The sequence below is a fragment of the Pseudomonas sp. HMSC063H08 genome (assembly GCF_001813645.1).
In the GTDB taxonomy this organism is placed as follows: Bacteria; Pseudomonadota; Gammaproteobacteria; order Pseudomonadales; family Pseudomonadaceae; genus Pseudomonas; species Pseudomonas aeruginosa.
Genome location: NZ_KV813436.1, coordinates 1 through 423, shown reverse-complemented (window position 1 = coordinate 423; position 423 = coordinate 1). Strand labels below are relative to the sequence as shown.

The following is a 423-nucleotide window of genomic DNA, read 5'->3' as shown; positions in this document are numbered from 1 at the left end:
CTCATGACGCTCATCCAGCGTGCAGTCCAGGGAAAGTTCAACGCTTCTTGGGCTCCGGAAGAACCGGCTGAACGAACCATCCCAGTAGCGGAACGCCCCAGTCGTGCTCCGGCACCATCAAGCCCCACGACGCCTGAACAGCACCAGGTTCAAATGCGGGGTGATACCCGGACAGGGAGCGAGGTCCTCAGCCGGCTCAAGGACCTCATTCGGCCCAGACACGGATCGAGCGTGCCATCCGAGCGGGGTGATAAGCCATGAGAAAGTCTCGGTCGGGCGTCGTGTTTTTTTAGTGTTGCGGCCCGCAACACTCCACCAAGGATCAACCACGGCGCCGCCGGCGGACTGGGTGTTGCCACTAGCAACACTTCGCTAAGAATCAACCATGGCGCCGCCAGCGAACTGGGTGTTGCCACTGGCAAC

1 pseudogene is annotated in these 423 nt (G+C 61.0%); it reads left to right on the top strand.

Features of this window, described 5'->3' with window-relative positions:
- Nucleotides 1-261 (top strand): annotated as a pseudogene (locus tag HMPREF2924_RS36975) (hypothetical protein); the annotation flags it as partial.
- Nucleotides 262-423 lie beyond the last annotated feature (162 nt).